The sequence below is a fragment of the Lysinibacillus sp. NPDC093190 genome (assembly GCF_050280425.1).
In the GTDB taxonomy this organism is placed as follows: domain Bacteria; phylum Bacillota; class Bacilli; order Bacillales_A; family Planococcaceae; genus Lysinibacillus.
The window spans coordinates 86,193-106,246 of record NZ_JBNNVG010000009.1; the positions used below are offsets into that span (position 1 = coordinate 86,193).

Below are 20,054 nucleotides of genomic sequence, written 5' to 3' on the forward strand. Positions count from 1 at the left end.
AAAAAGATGACATTACAATTAGAGCGTGTCACAAAGAAATACAAAGATTTCACAGCGGTCGATAATCTGAATTTTACCATTAAAAAAGGGGAGATTTTTGGCCTGATTGGACAAAATGGAGCCGGTAAGACAACGACGTTCCGAATGATTTTAGATTTACAGGAGACAACGGCTGGCACGATTACATGGGATGGCAAACCCGTTAATGCCATCAACCGTGATATACTTGGCTATTTACCAGAGGAACGAGGCATTTTTCCAACGATGAAGGTAGAGGATCAGCTTTACTTTTTTGGCGAGCTACGTGGCATGAAGAAGTCGCAGTTAAAGAAGGACATTGACTTTTGGATTAGCCGATTTGAACTCGAAGATAGACGGAAAGATAAGGCTGAAACTTTATCAAAAGGGAATCAGCAAAAAGTACAACTGATTGCTAGCTTTATTCATAAACCGCAGTTCTTAATTCTAGACGAGCCATTCAGTGGACTTGATCCCGTGAATAAAGATTTACTAAAGGATGCTATATTGCTTTTAAAAGAACAGGGTACGACGATTTTGTTCTCCAGTCACCAAATGGATAATGTAGAGGAACTTTGCGATCATCTTTGTCTATTAAAACGTGGAGTCTCGTTATTCTCAGGTAGTTTATTAGATTTAAAAAAACAATACGGAAAAACGAGATTAGCAGTACGTACAGAGTGGTCGACAACTCAATTGTTGGCACTTGAAGGTGTCAAGGATGTTCGAGAAGAGAAGGAGCAAACAGTGCTCACTCTGGAGGATGAGAGCTTTGCACAAAGCATTTTCGAACAGCTTTCAAATGGTAAATATATTGAAAAATTTAGTTTAGATTACTTATCGTTAGATGAGATCTTTAAGGATAAGGTAGGTGGCAACGTTGTCGAAGTTTAATTTATTAGTGAAACAGCTGTACAAATCAAAATTAAAATCAAGATCCTTTGTTGTAATGACATGCATTTATATACTGGGGATGTCTGTCGCAATTTTCTGGTCGGATATTAAAGAGCTTTTTACAGGTAGTGATCATGCGCAACAGATTGCAATCGTTAATGAAACAACAGCTGATTTAAGCGGTCTCTTTGTTTCAAATGGCGATATGAAATTTATACAAAATGAGTCAAATATATCTGCGTTAGAGAAAAAGGTCAAGGACGAAAAGCTAGATGCAATCATTAAAATAACAGATCAAAATGGTCAGCTAAATGCTGAAATTGCCACTTTCACGCCGTTGAAATTAAATGATCAAGCAGCGTTAAATTCGATACTGCAACTTGCTGGCCAAAATTATACCGTACAACAGTTATCACTAACACCAGACCAAGCAGCTCAAATTATTGGTGCAAAAACGATTATCTCTAATAAAAACTTAAATGAAAAATCTGCTGACGGTAAAAGCGAAGAAGAAAAACAATCAGGATTATGGGTATCTTATGCAGTTGGTATTTTAATCTATTTCTTTATTTCTACATTCCTATCTATGATTACAACGGAAATTGCATCTGAAAAAGGTTCACGTGCAATGGAAATGCTACTAGTAAGCGTAAAGCCAGCTACCCATTTTAAAGCGAAAATTGCTGGTGTACTATTACTCGCATTAACACAGATGGGTATTATTGCAGTTGTCTTCCTAATCTATGCAAAATTTGCGAAGAACGGCGTTATTTGGGATATGGCAGCTAGCATTGTTAAAGAATTATCGATAAGTTACGTGATTTATGCAATTCTATTCCTGCTATTAACAATTATTCTTTATTTAATTGTTGGGGCATTATTCGGTTCTTTAGTGTCTAAAGTTGAAGAAGCAGGTCAAGTATTAATGCCAGCCATGATGATTACATTAATAGGTTTCTATGTTATGATCTCAGGAATTGGCAATCCAGATACAATTTTTATTAAGGTATTCTCTTATATTCCATTTACGTCAGGAATGGTCATGCCGATGCGTATCGGGGCTACTGATATAGGCGTAATGGTACCACTTATATCGCTAGGTATTTTAATAGCGACAATTATTGTAGCTTATTTATTCAGCATATCATTCTATAAACGCAGTGTGTTAACTTATAGTTCAGGTGGCGTTATTAAGAAAATTAAAACGGTGCTAAAAGTGACAACATAATGAGGAAAGCAGCTACATTCTGTGAAGAAAAATGAACGTCCATTTTTTAAGAAATAACATATATTTGAACTACACACCGAATAGTGGACACTTAAAGAAAAGTGCCCTATTCGGTTTTTTAATAATATAATTGAATGATATAAATGAAGGTTCTTTAATTGAGTGCAAATAATTTGTGGAAAATCGTGATTAATGACGAAGGTTTTTGCATGAATTAGAATTCGGAAAGTTTTTTCTGGATTTTCAGACGGTAGTCTTTACTTCCTAGTAATTTAGATTCGAATGAATTCATATTTTTTCTGATTAGTAGTCCCTGCCAGATGTTCAAGTCATATGTGAAAATTACCATTTCGATTTTATTGTCATGGTGATCTTCTGCATATATTGCGTCGTTTAACACAAAAGAAGTCGAACCACCTTTTGCTCCTAGGTGGACAAAACGTTCATGATTCTGCTCGTTATATTGCATCGGCCATTCTAGTAAATCTCTTATAGTAACAGCAGCTCCTTCTGGAAGTTCGTCATTCGAAATGATCGCTAACAACTTCCCATAGTCATTTGCTGAAGCACCTATTAAACGATCCGACCATACTTTTTGCAAATCCATAGACATATCAAATGATATATCCTCAGCTTTAATCGTTCCTACCTTCATTTGTTCACTTAATTCTTCCGCTTTAGAACGATATGTTGCTATCGGCATCTCTCTAAGCTTTTTTATTAACTGTTTCTCACTCAACGTTTCGTTCTCTATGTGTTCAGGGATTAACAGTGAACTAACAATTGGATAGACCTCCTCATGCTGTGTCAGTTTTAGAGATTTTGCTCTCTCATTAATGTTAGTTATGCCTAGTAAATCAATGAGAAAATCTGTATTGGCATTAACTTTACCTTCACCGCTCATTGTTTTCAGCCAATCTTCATGTGCGTTACCGTCTGTATTTTTAATGAAATAACGCTTTAAATTGTCTAACGACACAGGGCTGTCTTTAGCTATTATACCTGCATTAATTTGCATCGCATATTCGACAGCAATTAGCATTTTTACTGTGCTGGCTAGTGGTCTGACTATATCTGATTGATAAGTGATTAATTCCTCACCATTTTCCTTGACGTAAAGAGAAGTTGTTTGTGGGTAGTCCTTCAAATGGTTCAGAACATAATCAGGATTATCCCTGAAAAAGAAGTAGCTCGCAATTCCAACAACGAGAATAAATGATCCATAAAGTATTATTCGTTTTTTCGTATATGTTTTTTTATCGAAGACTATCATTGCAACAAAGCCCGCAATCAATGCAAATAAATAATTAACATTAAAAAATAGCACAGCAACGATGATTCCTAGTACAATCAATCCAGTTACGATTGTCTTTCTAAATTTCCTCCTTTGTCCTGTTCTCTTTTTTGAGTAAAGACAAGAGTGAAAACATCACGATTCCTAGTAGTCCAATCCACGCCCAAATATTCATCTAGTAACTTCCTTTCTGATAATTTCAATTTTGTCGCACTTTATGTAAAAATAGTTCTAATATCTTCACTTAAATACTATGAGTAATGGCAAACGTTGGGGGTAAAACTAGATTTCTAATTTGTATGTATCATAATTCAAGTATTTATGAGGTTACTTTATAATAAAGCCTACTCATCCACACGCATGAAATAAATACTCGCTAAGTTTTGTTAAATTTTGATAAACATAATTTGGTTGCTTTCTTAGTTTAAGCATGCCAATATTAGAAAGTAATGTAAAGTATTTCGCAGAATCATTCGAATTTCCTATTAAAACGAGCTATAATTTATTTTAGGAGTGATGCTGCATATTATCTAAATTAGAAGTTGAAGCTTTCCTAAAACACTGCCAAATAAACTTTTTGCAACGTCTATAGAGAAGGAACTGTACTTTCAAAAGCTTGAATATCAAGTTTTTTGTTGATATAGCTAACTCATAATATCTTTCAACTAGAGCATCATGAGAGTTCTTATTATATTAACATGCGTGTTATTAGGAAAATAAAGGCTTACTATTGATTGACAAAAGAAATTTTTTGTTGATATTTTGCTAGTGTATGCCTAATTTTAATTGATTGTAGCGAAGGGCTACTCGACTCCCGCGGGAACAGCGAGACAGACGAGACCCTGCACAGAGCGCAGCGGAGGAAGCGGAAATCAGCGTCTTCTAATGAATTTTAGTGGATAGAAAATGGTTAATCAATTCACTTAATAGATGGTGTGACTCTTATTTTGTAAGGCTTGACTAAAATGAAACTTTTTCAGCTTGGAATCGTATGTAAATAAAAGAGATAAATCGCAGGGGGTAAAACTTTTATGTCAGAATTCGACAACGACCTATTAAAATCAAAGGATCCATTCGCATCAGAAAATCCATCATTGCAGCCTAATCCATTATTACAGGTGGAACAAGAGCCAAAAAAAACAGTACTTGTTTCTGAGCAAGAGCTATCACAAATTGCTCAAAATCAACTTGCGTTAAAGCAAGATCCTGAGGTCCATACATTAGCACAAAAAATTGATGTCAAAGACCAAATTGCTATGCTAGAGCTTGGAAAAGAAACTGCGAATGGTATTTCTACTTTTTCAGATAAAATGCTAGCAACGATGAAAACAAGTAAGCTTGAGGAATCAAGTGTATTATTAAATAATTTAAATAGAATTATGGATAAATTTGATCCTCAAGATTTTGCGGAGGACAAAAAAGGTGGCTTCCTTACGAAGTTGTTCAGTAAAGGAAAGGAACAATTAGAAAAGTTTCTATCCAAATATGACAGCATGAATAAAGAAGTGGATGTCATTTTCCATGAGGTTCAAAAATACGAAGGTGAAATGAAACGTAATACAGTTGATCTTGAAAACTTATATGATCAAAACTTAAACTATTTCCAAACGTTAAGTAAATTCATAGCAGCAATTGAAGTAAAAACAGACGAAGTACGTTCCTCATTACCAGCACTAGAACAAAAAGCACAAACAGGCGATCAATTAGCAGCAATGGAATACGAAACGATGCTACGTGCAGTTGATTTACTAGAACAACGTCGTTATGATTTAGAAATGGCGCAACAAGTTTCATTCCAGTCTGCCCCACAAATTCGATTAATGCAGCAAGGGAATAATCATTTAATTGCTAAAATTAACTCTGCGTTTGTGACGACAATTCCTATATTCAAGCAAGGACTTATACATGCGGTGACGTTAAAGCGCCAAAAGCTTATTTCAGATTCAATGAGTGAATTAGACCGTCGTACAAATGAAATGCTTGTACGTAATGCAGAAAATATTAGTAAAAATAGTGTAAATATCGCGCGTGCGGCTGGTAGCCCAAGCATTAAAATCGAAACAATTGAAACGACATGGCAAACAATTATGTCAGGTATTCAAGAAACGAAGCAAATTCAAGCAGAAACAGTGAGAAATCGTGAGGACGGCCGTAAACGTATTGAACGTCTGCAGCTTGAATATGAGAAACTGAAAAAAATGTAATCTTGAAGCTTCTTGCATCTCTTTTTGCAAGAAGCTTTTTTATATTGACAAAAAAGAAATTAATATGATAATTAGACCAATGAGAATTATTTTGCAAATGTGAAGGAAGCGGAAAAATGTTAAACAAAGCTATGCCATTACACGAACTAATTAGTAATGGAGTGAAGAAAAGTCGATGAACAAAATAAATCCAACTCCATATCATGTGAAACGTTAAAAGATGGAACACTTGCTATTGATATGACAGAACCACTTAATCTGTTATCGCAAAGTCGCTATCAAGAATTGATGCATATAGAAGAGCTATATCATGCTTTACATAAAAATTTAGATGAGCATAAGGAATCACTGTCAGATCCGTTAAAATCTATGATTCGCGATATGCGAGAGCAGGGTGTTGGTATAAAAGAAATTCATATTCGCATTAAACGTCAAATTAATCCTGATATTAGCTATAGTATGGTGCGTAAATATATTTCTGAGCTTGAATCTGAACATAAAGAGTAACATTCATTACTATCAATTTATTAAAATTTGGCATTTACACTTTCCAATCAAAGTCCTATAATTAGTCTATTCTTTAAATGGTAAGATTACGCAAAGTCGTATAGATTTTTACGGAGTAGGAGAGTTTAAGGCAATGTCAAATGAGAAAAAAGGGGTTTTGTCGGCATTTTTAGCCTATGCTTTTTGGGGGGCGTTTCCGCTTTATTGGAAGTTGCTTGAGCATGTGCCGAGTATGGAAATTTTATTATCGCGCGTCATTTGGTCCTTTGTCTTTACAGTACTAGCAGTAACAGTATTTGGAATGCGCAAAGATCTTCTCGCAGACTTAAAATATTTGTGGTCACACCAAAAGCATTTTTGGCAGCTTGCTGGAGCTTCATTTGTTATTTCGATGAACTGGTATTTATATATTTGGGCAGTTACCCATAACCACTTAATTGAAACGAGCTTAGGCTATTATATTAATCCTTTACTGTCAGTTATTTTTGGGGTAATTTTCTTTAAAGAAGCCCTTAGTCGTGCGCAATGGGCAGCTACCGGAATTGCCTTTATCGCTGTAATTATTTTAACGATTAATTATGGTTCAATCCCATGGGTAGCACTTCTTATTGCTTTATCCTTCGCTATTTACGGTGTTTTGAAAAAGAAAATTACGCTTGATGCGACAAGAGGTCTAGCCATTGAGACGTTATTTATTCTACCGTTTGCATTAGGCTACTATGTTTACCTTTTTACAACAAATCAAGCCTCATTTTTACATGTTGATGTGCAAACAGACATTCTCATGATTGTGAGTGGTATAGTGACAGCAGTGCCGTTAATTTTATTTGCAAAAGGTGCACAAAATATTCCGCTCTATTTATTAGGCTTTATTCAATATGTGTCGCCAACGATTGTGTTAGTTTTAGGAATCGTGCTTTATAAAGAGCCGTTTAGTCAAATAGAGCTATTAGCATTTAGCATTATTTGGGCAGCCTTACTACTGTTTTCAGGCTCGAAAATCATTGAAGTGAGAAGAGCACATCAAAAATCAGCCTAAAAAAGGACTTGTAGATATTTTCTACAAGTCCTTTTTGCATGGATTAACCTTTTGGGAATTGTGATAAAACCACTACCAAACATTACCATATAACTTTAAAATATTTGTATGGTAATATATTTCTGGTATTCAAACTAGGGGGATTATAATGTAAGGAATTTTAGGGAGTTTCAAATAAAAGAGAGCAAATAAAAAGAGGGATTAAAATGAATCACCCATAGTATGAAACCACAGAATTATGGCACATTATTTCGGAAGCTATAGAAGAACTAGTGGCTAATCAAGATGTTGAAGAAATGACAAGTAGAGAATATATAGTTGGTTATCTTTGTGCAAAAATAAGTCATGTGGAAGAAGATGGTGCACGGAACGGATAGCTATATAATACAACTTGAGAAGAAATATTTGATGACGGCTTTAGATTCAATTTTGTTTATATTGATGGGAAAGTAACTGGGGGAAATAGTGATAAATAATTCATCAAAAGATAAAGCGTCAAAAAAGTATATTCGTATAGTCAGAAAAGCCAATCTATATGATGGTTTTCTAATGAAAAATAAAGCGATTGATATAATGACGAATGCTCTGAAACAGCCATTGACACGTAAGGAAATATCAAGTGCATATATTTATATCGGGCTATTATACTCAGAGTTAAAGGAGTATAAAGAGGCTTCAGATAATTTTCATAAAGGATTGAGTATCGTAGAGCGTGAAGAATTTCGATACAGCCCCAATTTTAATAAAATTATAAAAGCTTTTATTAAGAATGGTGACTTGGAAAAAGCGACTTTCTGGCTAGATAATTTAAATAGAAGAAAATTGTACGATAAAAAGTTTAAAAGATTGGGTTATCTAAATTCTTATTTAAAGAAGGGATAATTTTTAGACTATTAGAGAGGCAAAATGCTTTGGAAAGTATGAGTATTGTATTGTTAATCTTAGGAATAGGTTTCTTAATTTTTGGAATCCGACATAACCCGAAAGTACATGATGATGAAGGTGTTGGTGGAAGTGGCTCTATTCTTTGGGACTTTTTAGCACTTTGGTTAGATAAATTACCTTATGGGGTTACTAAAATAATTTACATATTGATTGGTCTAGGCTGCTTATTTGGTGTTTTTTTGTTTGTTATTAACAAATTATCATAGCAATTTGTATCTTATTTTTTGAACATCCAAAGAAAAAACGAACATAGGCAAATCGCTAGTCTATGTTAGACAAAAATAAGCAACTTTACTTTTTTGTCAGCATATAGTAATATTACGTCAATCAATTAGATAACAATGATGAATATTATAAATTAATGAGAGGTGCTTTTTGATGAGTGCGGTAGGTTCTAAATAGGAACAACTTAATGAAATAAATTTAATGACGACAGGGGATTTGTGTCATAAAGTGACCCCTTATTTAGTCGTGGATTTATTTCGATACCTATGAAGATACCTACAATACTTTATAAAGCGTGTAATGGTGAATGTACTTCATTTTAAGGAGGTCTTTTTCACAATGTTTATTACACATGCCTTGTAATGTAAAAAGCTGTGGGATCCCCTACAGCTTTTTTGTTTTTTTAATTGAATATAAAGGTTCCATACTATTTGTTGAGGTGTCCCTACAAAGGGAAGTACAGTCGCCGTTATCTTGGTGAGACTTTACATAGTGCCTCACTCCAACATTTGATATAGAGCCAATATAAAATCATTGATATCTAATGAGTAGGTATCTTCATGAATGATTATGGAAAAATCATAGTGAGGAGAATTTAAAATGAATCATACTACTTTTGAGAAGTTACAATACAATGAATTGAAGGAAATCGTTAAATCATACTGTGTCAGTGGATTAGGTAAACAGTTATTAGATAAATTAACGCCGAGCCCAAATTTGACAGTTGTTAAAAATCGTTTGAATGAAACGACAGAGGCACGAGCAATTTTAGATGCGGAAGGTCATGTCCCGTTTTTAGGGGTATCGAATATTGACAATACGATAAAAAAACTTGAAAAGGGGATTATTTTAGACCCTAGTGAATTAGTTAGCATCTCAGACTTTTTAAGAGGCTGTAGAAAAATAAAAAAATTTATGTTGGAAAAGGAATTTTTTGCGCCAGTACTTGCATCCTATGCTAATTCGATGTCTGAATTTAAAAGTGTGGAAGAGGAAATTAACTTTGCGATTAAAGCCAATCGTGTTGATTCAGCTGCTAGTAGGGAGTTAAAGCGTATCCGAAATCATATCGAAACGACTGAGGAAAAAATTAAAGACCGCTTAACTAAATTTTTGAATAATAGTGCCAATAAAACATATATCCAGGAATTTTTTATAAGTAAAAAGGATGATCGATACACGATTCCCATTAAGGCTTCTTATAAAAATCATGTGCAAGGGACAATAGTAGAGGTTTCATCTAAAGGTGCAACGGTCTTTATGGAGCCAAGTACAGTAGCTAAATTAAATGTGGAATTGGCTACTTTGAAAGCAGAGGAAGCGGTGGAGGAATATCAGATTTTGGCGACATTATCTGGGCTCCTGATGGAAAACATTCGTGAAATCAATATCAACATGGAGTTAATTAGTCAATATGATATGGTGTTTGCCAAAGCCAAGTTTAGTAAGCATATTGGAGGCGTAGAACCGAGCTTAAATGATTATGGTTTTATAAACCTCGTTAATTGTAAGCATCCACTGTTAACAGGTGAGGCGGTTCCACTTCATTTTGAAATTGGTCAAGACTATCGCAGCTTAATTATTACAGGACCGAATGCTGGTGGTAAAACCGTTGTCCTAAAAACTATTGGCTTGTTAACATTGGCTACAATGTCAGGCTTCCATATTGTTGCAGATAAAGGTACTGAAATAGCTATATTTGATCATATTTTTGTAGACATTGGGGACAATCAAAGTATTGAAAATGCACTTAGTACGTTTTCATCTCATATGAAAAATCTTTCAGATATTATGAGGGCATCCAATAATAATACTCTTTTGCTATTTGATGAAATAGGAAGCGGTACGGAACCAAATGAAGGAGCAGCTCTGGCGATTTCCATTTTAGAGGAGTTCTATCATATGGGCTGTATAACAGTGGCAACTACTCATTATGGAGAAATTAAGCGTTTCTCTGAAATGCATAGTGATTTTATGAATGCGGCTATGCGTTTTAATAGTGAAACATTAGAACCATTATATAAATTAGTCATAGGAACATCTGGAGAAAGTAATGCCCTATGGATATCTAAGAAAATGAATATACGTGAAACAGTATTACAAAGAGCGAAGGGCTATATTGATAATAAGGATTACCTACTAGAGCGAGTAAATGATAGTAAAATCAGGAAGCCTAAGATTGAGCAAGAGAGAACAAAAGTAAAGTATGAATTTAAAAAGGGAGATCGTGTGAAGCTGTTAGACCATGATGACGTTGGAATTGTTTATCAAGAGATGGATAATTTCTATAATATTGTCGTGTTCTATGAGGAAGAATTCATAAAGGTAAATGTCAAGCGTCTGGCATTGGAGTTACCAGCAACAGAATTATACCCAGAAGGATATGATGTAGAGACATTGTTTGTGGACTATAAAGAACGAAAGCTTCAGCATGATATAGAGCGCGGTTCGAAAAAAGCTCTTCGCAAGATTCAGAAGGAAATAAAGAGAGATAAATCGAGCTAAAAGTCTGAAAGGGATTGCACATAAATTTTTAAATGTGCAATCCCTTTTATTTATTGAACCGAATTAATTTGCGCTTTAATTGAATAATATGTTTCCTCAATTTTTTCTTTATAGGGCAGATTGATTAAATCCTGAGAATCCATATAGGCCATTTTTGCGATTTCGTAGGCTGTTGTTAACTCACCGAAATGTGCATAGCAAAGAGCTTTATAGGAAAAACACTCATTTAAGCCTAATATGTCAAATGGATGTAAGACAAATGGGGGGACGTTTGTAAAATGTTCAAATGCTTCCTTAGCTTCTTCATATTGACCTAGTAAATATAAGGATTTTCCTTTTTCTGCATAGTAAAGGTTTTTTTCGAGTTTAATCGAGCCGTCTTGCAGAGCACCAAAACGCTCTATTTCCTCTAGTGCCTGCTGATAATCGTGAGTGTAATTGTTATAATAATGCGCTCTTAATACGAAAATAAAAGCATCCACACTCACTTGTTCGGCAAAAATCCGATACTGCTCAAGCTTCTTCAGCATATGCTCTACTTGCTCGAAATCATTGTCAATCATGGCGCAAAACGCCCCAATACGATACATATCATCTATATAAGAGTAGAATTGATTTTTATGTGCATTGGTAATGGTTTCATTAATGAGCTGTTTACCTGCTTCGAGTTCGCCAATTGCTACCTGAAAAATGCTAATATAGTAAGCCATTTTCACAGTATCTCGCGAATCTAATGGATAATTTTCCTGCTCTGCCTCTTCTTTCGCCTGTAAAATACAAGAATAAGCCATTTTGTATTTTCGATTCTCTGCTAAAATACCCAACTGTAATATATAGGTTTCAAACCAATGACTAAGTAAATTAATTTCTTTAAACATAATACGTGCCTGTTGAAGCGGTGACTCCCATGTCGTTAATCCCGCATAATATTGTGTTGCAGCGTAAATATACAGTAAACGACCTGCTTCATAACTAAGCGGAAGCTCTTCAACAAAAGGCTTAATCATCTCTACGATTTGCTGCGCATTATCTATATCACCAAGATTTAATGGTGCAAACAAAATTTCTGCCTGTTCTAAAAGATGACGTAGCGAAGAGGGTGTTACTTGTTCAAGTAATTCACTTGCTTTTACTCCCAACCGTTCCGCTATATAATCGAGACTTTCCATCGAAGGCTTGGCCTTATCATTTTCAATTTGACTTAACATACCTTTTGTTAGACGATCACCGGCAAGCGTCTCTAATGTTAATTTTCGTTCCTTCCTTAATTTGCGAATTCGTGTGCCTAAAGAGTCCACTGCCTCGCCTCCTATTTCATTAAAAGTGAATATCACTATTTTGTTTAATTATATTAAACTTTTTCTTGCGTGGGAAGTGGGAGTTATGTTATATTTTGTTTAATTAAATTAAACTTTTCAATCTGATTAAATTATAGGGGGATTTTTAGATGAATGAAGCGGCAAAATATAAAAAGGCGACGTATCATTTATGGACATTTACAGTCAGTAAAATGATCTCGTTGTTAGGGTCTAATGTACTGTCATTTGGGATAGGTTTATATATTTTGGCATTGACAGGGTCAGCGATGAGTTTTGCGACAACTATGATATGTTCCATTTTGCCTCGAGCATTAGTCGCACCACTGGCAGGTTATGTCGCTGATAATTATTCAAAGAAACGCACAATTTTATTAGCTCAAGCAGGTACAATATTGACCGTTACTGGGTTACTACTCTATACAGAAATGGCCGGTTTGTCGGTTTATGCTATTTATATAGCAACTGTTTTTAATACAATATGCTCAGCCTTTTCAGGTGTAACATTTTCCTCCTCTATCGCAACACTAGTAAATCCAGAACGCCTACAGAAAGCAATGTCATTCAATCAAATGTCAGTGTCGATAGCAGCAATTGGGGGGCCAGTAATCGGGGGAATGATGTATGGGTTTTTCTCCATGAAAGCATTTTTGCTTGTACATATGGTGGCCTATGTGATTGCGTTTTGCTTAGAAGCAACAATGAATTTTACTCTCTATAGTACAAGAGAACAGACTGTAGAAAAGGAAAAGGTATGGGCTGGGCTTGCTAGTGGCTTTCGTTATATTAAGCAACAAAAAGTTGTTAAAACAGTAATGTGGCTTTCATTATGGATTAATTTGTTTTTCTCTGCCATCGTTGTTGGGGGGACCTATATTATTATTGAATTACTAAAAGTAAAATCAACTCATTTTGGTTTTATAGAGGCTTCGGGTGCGCTTGGAATGCTTGTTGCTTCCCTCGTTTTCGCTACACGGAAAGAGGTTAAGGCGCCACTACGTTTTTCTAAAGTCAGCTTATTGCTGTTGGCTAGTAGCTTAGGTCTAGCTGTTGTTCCATTAGTAACGAATTTATCCTATTTAGCCATCGTTATCTTTTATATTGTAGTCTACTTTATTTTCGCTATCTTTGAAATGGGGATTAACATGCCAATCATGGTTTATATACAAAAGCTAATTTCAGAAGAATACCGTGGACGTGTATTGGGATTAATAGAAACAATGGCAATGTCAATGATGCCGATTGGTATGGTCGTTTACGGCATCTTGTACGATACTTTCCCAGCAACGATTATTTTACTTATCACGAGTGTAATTATCGTGACGATATCACTAGTTATGCTACGAACATCTGTCTTAAAAGAAGCACATCCAGAGTTTTATGAACAAAAGATAGTAACTGAGAGTGTTGTAAATTAATGTCCCACTTGAAGGTAAAGGTGGTAACCGCGTTTGTGAGGCTTATCAGCGATAAAAGCAGTTTTGTCAGCGATTCTTAAGACTTTATCAGCGATAATATAAGTTTTGTCAGCGGTTATTGAAAGTTTATCAGCGATTCGGGATCATTATTATTAGTTTCAACCTTAAGGTAACAAAACCAGGCAATTCTTCAGCGCGAAGTATGCCTGGTTTATCTTCATTCAGCCAAGGCGAAATTGATTTACTGATCCTCAATCACAATATAAGTTGCTTTAATTGGTCCGTGTACTCCAACAATAAGAATCATTTCGATATCTGCAGAATTACTTGGTCCTGTTATAAAGTTGATGCAGGATGCAATTTGCTCGCCACTTCTGACTTTTTCGCTAATCCAACGAGCTGCTTGAGTCATTCGTGGAACGATGGTGCTTTTAGGAATTAAAATAATAGACTTCTCTGGTAAAAAGCTAACCGATCTACCTTTATCCTTATCACTAAAAAGTACAGCAGTTCCTGATTCTGCTAATGTTATTTCACTAATTGTAATACCAATGTTAGCTTTTTCAGCCTGTCGAATATTTTCCTCTGGCTGCTCCGAATCCCATTCGTATAGCTGAATATTTTCTTGAGGCCATTGCTCGGTCATCAATGATGATAGACCATAGCTTTTAAAATGCTCATCTTTCCATGTTATAACCGAATGGCCTCCATAATTTTTAACTACTTTTTGTAAATCTGCAGGAAGGTTAGCCGTATTTGAAATGACTATATCCGTATGAATATTTTTGCATTGTTCAACTAAAACCTCTACTAACTCATCTTTTGTTGCATCCGTTAGAACGCGATCTTGTGGGTGATATTGCCATGTCGGTCGTACAATTTCTGTTTTTGGTGCACGTCCAAGCTGTTTCGCAATTTTTGCTAAAAATCCTTCTCTATTTTCAATAGTACCTGTCATTATTCATCGCCTCCTCTTTGGCGGTGTTTAAACCAGTTACGGAAATTATCTTTATTGGGGGCTGGAAAATCCCTAGCTTCCGTCCATGCTTTTAGTGGGCCTGGGCCATTTGAAATTTTCTGATCTTTTGTGAATGGGGCCATTGCTGGTGAAGCCATTTTTGTCGCCATTTTATATAGGGTAGGAGAGGAAGCACCTAAACCAAAGGCCTTCATTAATAGCTTTTCTGATACAGGAGCTTTACCTTCGTTTTCAACAATTACTTGGCGATGTCTATGAATAAGCTGATGTAACGGTATTTTGACAGGACAAGCATCAGTGCAGGCGCCACATAATGTGGAGGCGTATGGTAACTCTTTAAAATCCTCGTAGCCGCCTAATAATGGCGAAAGAACGACACCTACTGGCCCAGAATAGATAGAACCATAAGCATGCCCGCCAACATGTCGATAAACAGGACAAGCGTTAACACAAGCTGCACAGCGAATACATTGTAAAATAGGCTGGAATTCGCTGCCTAAAATATCAGAACGTCCATTATCAACGATTACTAAATGGAATTCCTCTGGTCCATCTGTGTCACCTTCATCTTTGATCCCCGTTAATGTAGTAATATAGCTTGTTAGCTTTTGTCCAACTGCGCTTCTTGTTAATAAGCTTACTAGCACTTCCATCTCTTCAAATGTAGGAACAATTCTTTCCATCCCCATTACCGTAATTTGTATTTTCGGCAAGGCTGTTACTAGATCTGCGTTCCCTTCATTTGTCACGAGCGTAATCGAGCCACTCTCGGCAATAGCAAAGTTACAGCCTGTGATGCCAATGTCTGCTGTTAAATATTCATTTCTTAATTTTTCACGTACATATAGAGATAATTCTTCAGGATTTTCAGTTTTCTCATAACCTTGTTTTTCTTTAAAAATGTCACGAATCTGCTCCTTATTTTTATGCAAAGCAGGGGCAACGATATGAGATGGTGGCTCGTGATCATCTACTTGCAAAATGTACTCTCCAAGATCTGTTTCAATGACCTCACACCCGAGCTTTTCTAAAGCGGCGTTTAAATCAATTTCCTCCGTCACCATAGATTTTGATTTCACAATTTTAGCAGCATTTTTCTTTTTAGCGATACTTTGAATATAGTCTGTCGCTTCTTTCGCTGTTTGCGCAAAGTAAACATGTCCACCTCTTTTAGAGACGTTTTCACTTAGCTGATATAAGTAATAATCTAAGTTCGCTAACACATGCTTTCGAATTTCTTCTCCGTGAGAGCGCCATTCCTCCCAATGTCCGAGCTCATCAGCTTGTTTTAGCCGACGTGTTTGAAAGCGCTCCTGTGCGCTTGACACAGCTCCGCGCATAAACGTATTTTCTAATTCTTTCGATACTCGATGGTTAAAGCGTTCATCACTTGTTTTCATGGACATTTCTTTTACCCCCTCCTAGTGGCAATTTAATACTTCCGCAATATGCATGACTTTAATAGGCTTACCTTGTCGGTTAATTCGGCCACCAATATTGATTAAGCAACCTGCATCGGCTCCGATTAAAATGTCTGCCCCTGTTTCTTCAACATTTTGTACTTTCTCATTGACCATTTCTCCAGAAATATTGCCCATTTTTACTGAAAATGTTCCGCCAAATCCACAGCATCGATCTTTTCCTGGGAGTTCCACATACTGTAAACCTTTAACTTGATTTAATAATTTAAAAGGTGCATCTGTAACACCGAGTAGACGTGTCATATGACAGGAAGTATGATAAGTGGCCTTGCCCTCTAAATGTGCACCTACATCCTCTACCTTTAATACATCTACGATAAACTCTGTAAATTCATATGTTTTATCTGCCAATGCTCGCGCTTTTGGCTCCCAAACAGAATCTCCCTTAAACACTTCTGGATATTCCTTAAACATATAAGCACAGGAACCAGAAGGGGAGACGACGTATTCAGCATGTTCAAAAGTTGTGATCATTTTTTTTATAGCATTTTTAGATTCTTTTACATAGCCACTATTGTAGGCAGGTTGCCCGCAGCAAATTTGATTTTCAGGAAAGTCTAGGTCACAGCCGAGCCTTTCGAGAACTTCCACAACGGCTTTTCCTACATCACCTTGAAACATATCAACTAAACAAGTAGCAAAAAGTGTAACTTTCATGAGAATCGCTCCTTTTTGTCTCTATTATCCCTCAAAAAACTAATCAACAGGTCATCTGATGACTTAGTTTTTATAATACTACAACTGTTCAGATGAATAAAAGGTGTTTATTATTAATTTTCAAAAAATTCGAAAGCTGCCTATAATAAAACCTAGGCAGCTGCTGTTATTTCATAGATTCAGTTGTTTCAAAATATTGCATTAAAACCTTTTCCACATTACTTAAATGCGAAGCCATAGCATGTTTTGCAAGCTCTTCATTTTGCTGTTTAATCGCGAGGAAAATTTGCATATGTTCATCATACAGCTTTTCACTTGTAATTTTTTTAGAGTACAACCAAATACGGCGTGTCTCTTTCATCGTTTCGATCATTAAACCTGAAACCTGGTCTAATATAGTTGTAAGTAGAGGGTTTTGAGATGCTGCAGAAATGGCCGCGTGAAATTGAAAATCCACTTTTTCTCCTAGCTCTCCATCTCCTTGTACTCGTTTCATCTCATCTAAAATTTGCATCATTGACTGTATGTCTTCTTCTGTTCGATGAATGGCTGCGCTAGCCGCTGTACCTACTTCGATAATTTTACGTACTTCTAACAAATGTGAGATATCTTTCTTATTTGTTAAAATGGCAGTTGATAAGGGGAAATCGAGCTGTTTGGATTGATTACTTTTAACAAATGTACCTGAACCTTGTTTGATATCAATAAGCCCCATTGCTTTTAAAGCGGAAAGAGCTTCTCGAATGGCAGATCTGCTTACTTGTAATTGTTCAGCTAGTTGTTCCACTGAATCAAGTCGATCACCAGGCTTCAGCTCGCCAGCTCTAATTTTTTCATAGAGGATTTCTGATACTTCCTCATATATTTTTTTCGGTTTAATTTTTTTAAATTCCAAGGACTACACCTCATTTATCTCTATCAATTGCTCTATTGTTTTTTTATTATACATGAAGGAAAGTAATTTACTCACTATTAACAGTAAATCTTTATGTAAATAAAAAAGGGTACTACAACTCTGCAAGAAGCGGCAGGTAACGGCCCACCATAGCTCTGTTGCTAGTGCCTTTTGGATTTGCTTAGAAGGACATAACTTGAATTGTAGAATTATGGTGAATTTTGTTGACAGATAAAACGAGGGGGAGCATAATGCAAAAGTACATTAACAAATGCACGTTGATGTAATAAGGTATGAAAATTAAATTTGTATGAAAATATGATGGAACTTCACTTTTTCAGCACCTTTTTGCCATGAAACGTTCACAAACAGGAAGGGCGCAATTTACAGTGATTTTTGGTACGATGGAGACAGTAACTGTAGGGAGCGAGTGAGAAAATATGGAAACTGATATTAACGTATTTTTAGCTTTAGGTGCAGGGTTTTTAAGCTTTATTTCACCATGTACTCTACCGCTATATCCAGCATTTTTATCATACATAACAGGTATGTCATTAGATGAGCTAAAATCGGAACGAGGTATGATGCAAAAGCGTGCAGTTTTGCACACCCTGTTCTTTTTACTAGGATTTTCAATCATCTTTATTTTGATTGGTCTAAGTGCATCATTAGCAGCAGAGTTCTTCCTTAATTATAAAACATTATTACGTCAGGTTGGAGCCATTTTAATCGTTGTATTTGGTTTAATTATTGTGGGATTACTACAAATTGACTTTTTAATGAAGGACCGAAAATTCCAATTTAAAAACCGACCATCGGGTTATTTTGGATCGGTATTAATCGGCATAGCCTTTGCGGCTGGCTGGACGCCTTGTACAGGTCCAATTTTAGCTTCGATCATTGCATTAGCAAGTGCAAATCCAACCGCAGGATTTAGCTATATGTTAGCTTATTATTTAGGTTTTGCGATTCCGTTCTTCGTCTTATCTTTCTTTATAGCACGTATGACTTGGATTCGTACACACAGCCAAAAAATTGTAAAAATCGGCGGTTATATTATGATTGTCGTTGGTGTATTGTTATTCTTTGATGGATTAACGTATATAACACGCATTTTAGAGCCTATTTTCGGTGGATTTACAGGCTTCTAATCTGCTAAACTAAAGAGGCATACCGTACCTTAACGTGGAGGGAGATGAACATGTGCCTACAGTTTTAGTAGTGGATGATACGCTCTTTATGCGTGTTGCAATAAGTAATATGTTTACTGAATGGGGTTATAAGGTAGTCGGTAAGGCAGCAAATGGTAAGGAAGCTGTGGCTATGTATCGTGAGTTACAACCAGATCTTGTAACGATGGATGTAACAATGCCCGTTATGACAGGTATTGCAGCAGTAAAAGAAATCATCCCTGAATTTCCAGATGCAAAAATAATTATGATTACAGCTTTAGGACAACAAAAATTAATTGTGGAAGCAATTGAAAGTGGTGCGAAAGATTTTATCACAAAGCCTTTTGAACCAGAAAGATTAAAAGCTGTTGTTGATCAATTACTTGGACAAAATTGTTAATGACATTAGAGGAGGACTTTTTATGTTTAGCAATATCCCTTCTCACTATTATGTAATAGGTTCGACCATAATGGCCATTTTTATGGGTACCTTTGTCATGGTTATACGTATGCGAGCGTCTAAGAAACCGACAAATGAGAAGAAAATTATCATTCCACCTATAGCGATGTCTTCAGGTGCGTTAATGTTTTTATTCGAACAATTCCGAGTACCACCCATGCAAATTTTAGAAGCGGTAGCAGTCGGCATGGTGTTCTCGACAATCTTAATTGCTACTTCTAAATTTGAAGTAAAAGGTCAAGATATTTATTTAAAACGTTCAAAAGCATTCGTTTTTATACTAATCGGATTGTTAGTGTTCCGTGTAATTGCAAAAATGATATTAAGCAGCTCCATTGACGTTGGTGAGTTAGCAGGAATGTTTTGGATTTTAGCGTTCGCTATGTTACTCCCTTGGCGAATCGCGATGCTTATTCAATTTATAAAAATCAAAAAAACAATTCCGCTGAAAAATATTTAATGGGAAACTACACTAGAGATTTCATCTAGTGTAGTTTTTTTATTGAGCATAGTTTGGCTGATGGATAGAGCGGTTCGAGTGACGGAATGAAAGAGCCAAAGTGAAGGATAGAAAACAGAGTGACGGATAGGATTGCCGGAGCGACGGAAAGAGTCATCCGAGCGACGGAATGAAAGGCAAAAGCGACGGATGGAAGAGCCGAAGTGACGGATAGAAAACAGAGCGACGGATAGGATTGCCGAAGTGACGGATAGAGTCGTCCGAGCGACGGAATGAGAGGCAAAAGCGACGGATGGAAGAGCCGAAGTGACGGATAGAAAACAGAGCGACGGATAGGATTGCCGAAGTGACGGATAG

The 20,054-nt window shown here is 36.0% G+C and carries 18 protein-coding genes; 12 read left to right on the plus strand and 6 right to left on the minus strand.

All coding sequences use genetic code 11. The annotated features are described in order from the left end of the window. Window positions 1-6 precede the first annotated feature (6 nt). Both ACQKOF_RS09655 and ACQKOF_RS09660 read left to right on the plus strand, forming a co-directional pair. Window positions 7-912, plus strand: coding sequence for an ABC transporter ATP-binding protein (locus tag ACQKOF_RS09655; protein WP_427555977.1), 906 nt, complete (start codon window positions 7-9; stop codon window positions 910-912). Then, the gene (locus ACQKOF_RS09660) at window positions 890-2,140 is read left to right on the plus strand and encodes an ABC transporter permease (RefSeq protein ID WP_427555980.1); all 1,251 of its coding nucleotides are present in this window, start codon (window positions 890-892) and stop codon (window positions 2,138-2,140) included. The genes ACQKOF_RS09655 and ACQKOF_RS09660 overlap by 23 nt, the downstream gene beginning before the upstream one ends. Window positions 2,141-2,354: 214 nt before the next feature. On the opposite strand, the gene ACQKOF_RS09665 is transcribed toward ACQKOF_RS09660, so the two are convergent. Next, on the minus strand, window positions 2,355-3,467 hold the full coding sequence (locus ACQKOF_RS09665) for a serine hydrolase (protein ID WP_427555983.1): 1,113 nt from the start codon (window positions 3,465-3,467) through the stop codon (window positions 2,355-2,357). A 998-nt stretch (window positions 3,468-4,465) separates the two neighbouring features. On the opposite strand from ACQKOF_RS09665, the gene ACQKOF_RS09670 reads away from it, so the two are divergent. The 6 genes from ACQKOF_RS09670 to ACQKOF_RS09695 all read left to right on the plus strand — a co-directional run bounded on the left by ACQKOF_RS09670 (window position 4,466) and on the right by ACQKOF_RS09695 (window position 10,859). Beyond that, window positions 4,466-5,638: a toxic anion resistance protein gene (locus ACQKOF_RS09670; protein ID WP_427555985.1), complete on the plus strand. Its 1,173-nt coding sequence runs from the start codon at window positions 4,466-4,468 to the stop codon at window positions 5,636-5,638. Between the two features lie 240 nt (window positions 5,639-5,878). Next, complete coding sequence (locus ACQKOF_RS09675) at window positions 5,879-6,145, plus strand: hypothetical protein (protein WP_427555988.1); 267 nt, start codon at window positions 5,879-5,881, stop codon at window positions 6,143-6,145. 133 nt (window positions 6,146-6,278) lie between these two features. Further along, window positions 6,279-7,184, plus strand: a complete 906-nt coding sequence (gene rarD, locus ACQKOF_RS09680; protein WP_427555990.1) for an EamA family transporter RarD — start codon at window positions 6,279-6,281, stop codon at window positions 7,182-7,184. 465 nt (window positions 7,185-7,649) lie between these two features. Next, entirely contained in the window at window positions 7,650-8,066 is a 417-nt protein-coding gene (locus tag ACQKOF_RS09685; RefSeq protein ID WP_427555992.1) for a hypothetical protein, read from the plus strand. Between the two features lie 29 nt (window positions 8,067-8,095). Next, a complete protein-coding gene (locus ACQKOF_RS09690; RefSeq protein WP_427555995.1) occupies window positions 8,096-8,335 on the plus strand; it encodes a hypothetical protein in 240 nt (79 codons plus the stop codon). A 619-nt stretch (window positions 8,336-8,954) separates the two neighbouring features. Continuing rightward, window positions 8,955-10,859: an endonuclease MutS2 gene (locus ACQKOF_RS09695; RefSeq protein WP_427555996.1), complete on the plus strand. Its 1,905-nt coding sequence runs from the start codon at window positions 8,955-8,957 to the stop codon at window positions 10,857-10,859. Window positions 10,860-10,909: 50 nt separating this feature from the next. On the opposite strand, the gene ACQKOF_RS09700 is transcribed toward ACQKOF_RS09695, so the two are convergent. Beyond that, window positions 10,910-12,157, minus strand: coding sequence for a helix-turn-helix domain-containing protein (locus ACQKOF_RS09700; protein ID WP_427555998.1), 1,248 nt, complete (start codon window positions 12,155-12,157; stop codon window positions 10,910-10,912). Between the two features lie 149 nt (window positions 12,158-12,306). Between ACQKOF_RS09700 and ACQKOF_RS09705 the strand changes: the two genes are divergently transcribed. Then, the gene (locus ACQKOF_RS09705) at window positions 12,307-13,593 is read left to right on the plus strand and encodes an MFS transporter (RefSeq protein ID WP_427556001.1); all 1,287 of its coding nucleotides are present in this window, start codon (window positions 12,307-12,309) and stop codon (window positions 13,591-13,593) included. 241 nt (window positions 13,594-13,834) lie between these two features. Here the strand turns inward: ACQKOF_RS09705 and ACQKOF_RS09710 are convergent, their stop codons facing one another. From ACQKOF_RS09710 to ACQKOF_RS09725, 4 genes are all read right to left on the minus strand, one after another. Then, window positions 13,835-14,551, minus strand: a complete 717-nt coding sequence (locus ACQKOF_RS09710) for a LutC/YkgG family protein (RefSeq protein ID WP_427556003.1) — start codon at window positions 14,549-14,551, stop codon at window positions 13,835-13,837. After that, a complete protein-coding gene (locus tag ACQKOF_RS09715) occupies window positions 14,551-15,978 on the minus strand; it encodes a LutB/LldF family L-lactate oxidation iron-sulfur protein (RefSeq protein WP_427556006.1) in 1,428 nt (475 codons plus the stop codon). Before ACQKOF_RS09715 ends, ACQKOF_RS09710 begins: the two co-directional genes overlap by 1 nt. A 15-nt stretch (window positions 15,979-15,993) precedes the next feature. Further along, entirely contained in the window at window positions 15,994-16,710 is a 717-nt protein-coding gene (locus ACQKOF_RS09720; RefSeq protein ID WP_427556008.1) for a (Fe-S)-binding protein, read from the minus strand. A 166-nt stretch (window positions 16,711-16,876) separates the two neighbouring features. Beyond that, the gene (locus ACQKOF_RS09725; RefSeq protein ID WP_427556011.1) at window positions 16,877-17,605 is read right to left on the minus strand and encodes a FadR/GntR family transcriptional regulator; all 729 of its coding nucleotides are present in this window, start codon (window positions 17,603-17,605) and stop codon (window positions 16,877-16,879) included. Window positions 17,606-18,045: 440 nt separating this feature from the next. Between ACQKOF_RS09725 and ACQKOF_RS09730 the strand changes: the two genes are divergently transcribed. From ACQKOF_RS09730 to ACQKOF_RS09740, 3 genes are read left to right on the plus strand one after another with little or no spacing between them, the layout of a single operon-like run. Continuing rightward, entirely contained in the window at window positions 18,046-18,756 is a 711-nt protein-coding gene (locus ACQKOF_RS09730; RefSeq protein WP_427556014.1) for a cytochrome c biogenesis CcdA family protein, read from the plus strand. A 34-nt stretch (window positions 18,757-18,790) separates the two neighbouring features. After that, window positions 18,791-19,177, plus strand: a complete 387-nt coding sequence (locus tag ACQKOF_RS09735; RefSeq protein ID WP_427556017.1) for a response regulator — start codon at window positions 18,791-18,793, stop codon at window positions 19,175-19,177. Window positions 19,178-19,199: 22 nt separating this feature from the next. Continuing rightward, window positions 19,200-19,697, plus strand: coding sequence for a CcdC family protein (locus ACQKOF_RS09740; protein ID WP_427556020.1), 498 nt, complete (start codon window positions 19,200-19,202; stop codon window positions 19,695-19,697). Window positions 19,698-20,054 lie beyond the last annotated feature (357 nt).